At 68.8% G+C, this 4,294-nt stretch carries 3 protein-coding genes and 1 pseudogene; 2 read left to right on the top strand and 2 right to left on the bottom strand.

Translation table 11 applies throughout. The features are described from left to right. Window positions 1–541: 541 nt before the first annotated feature. Window positions 542–793, bottom strand: coding sequence for a DNA-binding protein (locus tag E1298_RS44700; protein ID WP_207945230.1), 252 nt, complete (start codon window positions 791–793; stop codon window positions 542–544). A gap of 148 nt (window positions 794–941) precedes the next feature. Here E1298_RS44700 and E1298_RS44695 point away from each other — a divergent pair, with 148 nt between their 5' ends. Beyond that, window positions 942–1,547: a helix-turn-helix domain-containing protein gene (locus E1298_RS44695; protein WP_131903442.1), complete on the top strand. Its 606-nt coding sequence runs from the start codon at window positions 942–944 to the stop codon at window positions 1,545–1,547. A gap of 209 nt (window positions 1,548–1,756) precedes the next feature. Next, a pseudogene (locus E1298_RS44690) lies at window positions 1,757–2,944 on the top strand (tyrosine-type recombinase/integrase); the annotation flags it as partial. 220 nt (window positions 2,945–3,164) lie between these two features. Here the strand turns inward: E1298_RS44690 and E1298_RS50970 are convergent. Continuing rightward, complete coding sequence (locus tag E1298_RS50970) at window positions 3,165–4,064, bottom strand: 1,4-dihydroxy-2-naphthoyl-CoA synthase (RefSeq protein ID WP_131903440.1); 900 nt, start codon at window positions 4,062–4,064, stop codon at window positions 3,165–3,167. Window positions 4,065–4,294: the final 230 nt, after the last annotated feature.

Below are 4,294 nucleotides of genomic sequence, written 5' to 3'. Positions count from 1 at the left end.
CCCCCGCCCAGTGATCCCCACCACCGAAGCGCGTCTCCCCACCGGGGACGTGTGGCGGCCCGCGCCGACCTCGGTCCCGGACGCGCACGTGCATCAACCAGGCGAATGGGCTACACCCCAGCCGCCGCGCACATTCACGCCCATGCTGCCGCTAGACACACCCGCGACCCGCGACACAGCCCCTGCCCCGCTCCCTGCACGGCCAGCGCCACCAGCTCGCACGGTCCAGCCGCAACCTGCCTCGCCGTCACCAGAACCCTCGCCGACCCGGGCCCCGGCTACCACCCAGACAACCGGCAAGGCTCCTGCGACGCCCCACACACCAGGAGTCGACCCCGCGCTGTCAGCCGTCCCCACAGGTCCGCTCGAACGGCTCCTGCAACCGCGGCGAACCGCGAAGCCGCGCCCATCCGCGAAGCCCAGCAAGAAGCCTCAGCCGATCACCTCGCGGCCGCGGCACCTCAACCAGCAGCCGGCGGAGCCAGATCCTCGGCCGTAAGGGTCGGCTATCGCCGCACAGCCAACACCTGCTCCTCCGCCGTCAGACTCGCTCCCCCGCGGCCGTTTCAATGCCAAGAACCCGGAGCAGCTCAGCGCGCGTCACCCGGTACTTGACGCCCAGCCGTAGAACGTCGCAGGGGAACTCCCCGGTTCGGGCGAGTTCGTGGGATTTGGTGCGGCCGATGCCGAAGCACCGGCCAGCGGTCACGATGTCCACGCTGACGGGCAAGCTGAGGACCTCGGTAACGGTCAGCGGGGCGGCCTTGGGACCGGCCTTGGGGGTCTCACTCATCAGGGGGCGCCCTCTCAGGGATGTCACATCATGTCAGGCGCAGTCATTCTGTATGGATGGATAGCGCCCGCGAACAGAATGACACAGGCGGGTAGCGCGATCAATCAGGATGCGAGTAGAGTCCATTCAAGGCGAATGGAGGTAGGCAGTGTCAGGCGATGCCAGCCGAGGCCAGTTCGGATCGATCCTCCTGAGCGAGGACAACATCGCACGCCGCATCTCCTGGGAGATGCGCCGGCGCGGCTGGTCACAAGAACGCATGGCCAAGGAGATGACCGACGCCGGCCACCCCTTCCACCAGTCATCGGTGTCGAAGATCGTCAGCCCGAAGGACGGTAAACGCCGCTCCATCAGCGTGGACGACGCCATCGGGTTCGCCAAGGTCTTCGGCGTCCCGTTCGACGAAGTGCTCATCCCGCTGGAAGCGGTATGGGACAGCGAACTGCGGGCGGAACTGGACCGTCTCGACGAGCTCCAGCAGCAGCGGGAGGCACTCGACCGTGAGGCGGCGGGGCTCGTCACTCGGATCGTCAAGCTCGTCCAGGCCGCCGGAGAGGAACACTTCGATCAGCGCATGGACTCCACCAGTGGCGACGAGCGGCGACGGCTGCTGGATGAGATGCTCCGCTGGGGGCAGCGCCTCATGGCGCAGGTTGACGCGGGGGTCCTCGATGGGCTCTCTGAGGAAGAGGCGCTGTCCAGGCTCCGCCAGCTCACCTTTGGGGAGCGGTTCGATCAGGGAGGCGCCGAGTGAAGGGTTCAACCTACAAGCGGTGTAAGTGCCGCGGCGCCGACGGCAGGGAACTGGGCAAGGACTGCCCGCGCCTGCGCCGCAAGGACCAGTCCTGGAATCCACGCCACGGCACCTGGTACTTCCGCCTTGAGCTGGAGCCAGGCCCAGGCGGGAAACGGCGGACACTGCGCCGCGGTGGCTTCGGCAGCGAGACCGACGCCTCGGCGGCGATGGACGAGGCCAAGGCCAAGGAAGCCCGCGGCGGCAACGCCCAATCCAAGATCACCATCGCGGAGTTCCTCGACGAATGGCTCACCAACAACCGCGATCTCGCCCGCTCCACCCGCCGCACCTACCAGACCCATATCCGCCGCTACCTCAAGCCCCACCTTGGGCACATCGAGGTGGACAGGCTGCAGGTCCGGCATCTGATCGGCCTGTTCGACGCGATCGATGCCGAGAACACCCACATCAAGGCCGAGGCGAACCAGCGCCGCGCGCTGCGGCAGGCCGTGTGGGAGGCGCGGCAGGCCGGCGATACCGCCGCCCGTGATGCCGCCCTCGCCCAGATCGCCGAACTACCGCCGCCTCGACGCCCCGCCGGGACGTCGACGAAACGGCAGGTTCGCGCGACCTTGCGTAGCGCCCTGACCGAGGCTGTTCAGCAGGGACACACGGCCACCAACGTGGCCAAGCTGATCCGCATGTCCCGCGGCAGAGGCTCCAAGCCGCTGGTGTGGAGCCCGGACCGGGTCACCACCTGGCAGGACACCTACACCCAGGCCCTTGCCGCAGCGGGCGAGCCCGCAGGCAGCCGAACCACCCGGGCGTTCAAGACCTGGCGGGCCCTGCCGCGCCCCTCCACGGTGATGGTATGGGCTCCCGAGCAGACCGGGCTGTTCCTCGACCGGGCTACCAAGTTCCGGCTCTACGCGCTCTACCACCTCATGGCCTTCGCCGGGATCCGCCGCGGCGAGGCGTGCGGCCTCGAATGGCCGGACGTGGACCTCGACAAGCGCGAAGTTTCGTTCCGCGTTCAAATCGTCCACATCACCTACTCCGACGTGGAGGAGACTGACCTCAAGACCGAGGACAGCAAGGACACCATCCCCATCGACACGGCCACAGCCCAAGTTCTGCGGCAGTGGCGCCACCAGCAGAAGCAGGAGAAGTTGGCGTGGGGCCGGGAGGCGTGGGTGCAGTCGGGGAAAGTGTTCACCCGGGAGAACGGAGAACCATTGCATCCCGATCACGTGTCCGCAGAGTTCCAGGCGATCGCGTTCCAGGCCGGCCTTCCGCCGATCCGGCTGCATGACCTCCGCCATGGCGCGGCGACCCTGATGCTGGCGGCCGGCGTCGAGATGAAGCTGGTCCAGGCGCAGCTACGGCACTCCTCGATGACGTTGACCGCGGACGTCTACACCAGTGTGCTGCCGGACGTCGCCCGGGAGGCGGCCGAGGCAGCCGCGGCGCTGGTGCCACGAGCCGTCGCGGTCGGCTCGCCCGACACCGCCGGGCTCCCCTCGGGCTCCCAAGCTGAGAGCCCGAGGGAGATCACTTCGTTGAAGGCAGAGAAACACCAGGTCAACTTAACCGAGGCGTCGAGACCGGAGTTGGGCGAATCTGACTCCCGTGCACTTAGTAGTACCACGGGAAACGCGACCAATCGGGGTCGCGCTTGTCCAGGAAGGAGTCCCGTCCCTCGGCGGCCTCCTCGGTCCCGTAGGCCAGCCGCGTCGCCTCCCCGGCGAACACCTGCTGCCCCACCAGCCCGTCGTCGACGAGGTTGAAGGCGAACTTCAGCATCCGCTGCGCCGTCGGGCTCTTGCCGTTGACCTTGCGGGCCCACTCCAGCGCCGTCGCCTCCAACTCGGCGTGCGGGACGACGGCGTTGACCATGCCCATCCGGTGCGCGGCCTCGGCGTCGTAGGTCTCCCCCAGGAAGAAGATCTCCCGGGCGAACTTCTGCCCGACCTGCCGGGCCAGGTACGCCGACCCGAACCCGCCGTCGAAGCTCGCCACGTCCGCGTCGGTCTGCTTGAAGCGGGCGTGCTCGCGGCTCGCGAGCGTCAGGTCGCAGACCACGTGCAGGCTGTGCCCGCCGCCCGCGGCCCAGCCCGGCACCACGCAGATGACGACCTTGCCCATGAACCGGATCAGCCGCTGCACCTCCAGGATGTGCAGCCGCCCCGCCCGCGCCGGATCGATCGTGTCGGAGGTCTCGCCTTCGGCGTACTTGTAGCCGTCCTTGCCGCGGATCCGCTGGTCGCCGCCGGAGCAGAACGCCCAGCCGCCGTCCTTGGGCGACGGCCCGTTCCCCGTCAGCAGCACGCACCCGACGTCGCTGGACATCCGCGCGTGGTCCAGCGCCCGGTACAGCTCGTCCACCGTGTGCGGACGGAACGCGTTGCGCACCTCAGGCCGATTGAACGCCACCCGAACCGTCCCATGCTCGACGGCCCGGTGGTAGGTGATGTCGGTGAACCCGACCCCCTCGACCTCTTTCCACGCGTCCGCGTCGAACAGCTCCGAGACCATGTCTTCCTCTCCCGTCGGCGGCCGCCTCCCGCCGGACGTCGCGGCGGGCGTGACCCATTCAACCGCGCCCGCGTTTGAACGCGTTCAGCGGGGTCGTCTACGCTGATGAGATCATGGATCGCCGCCTGCACGCCGTCGTGCTCCCGCCGGGCCCCCGGCTGTTCCGGGCGCTCGCCGCCGCCCTGGACGGCAGCGGCCCCGCCATCTGCCCCCTCTCCCCCGACCGGCCC

The sequence above is a fragment of the Actinomadura rubrisoli genome (assembly GCF_004349215.1).
In the GTDB taxonomy this organism is placed as follows: Bacteria; Actinomycetota; Actinomycetes; order Streptosporangiales; family Streptosporangiaceae; genus Spirillospora; species Spirillospora rubrisoli.
This window is presented reverse-complemented; position numbering and strand designations above follow the sequence as displayed.

Coding starts and splice junctions, on each gene's coding strand:
- E1298_RS44700 (WP_207945230.1), bottom strand. CDS start 793: ATGAGTGAGACCCCCAAGGCCGGTCCCAAGGCCGCCCCGCTGACCGTT.
- E1298_RS50970 (WP_131903440.1), bottom strand. CDS start 4,064: ATGGTCTCGGAGCTGTTCGACGCGGACGCGTGGAAAGAGGTCGAGGGG.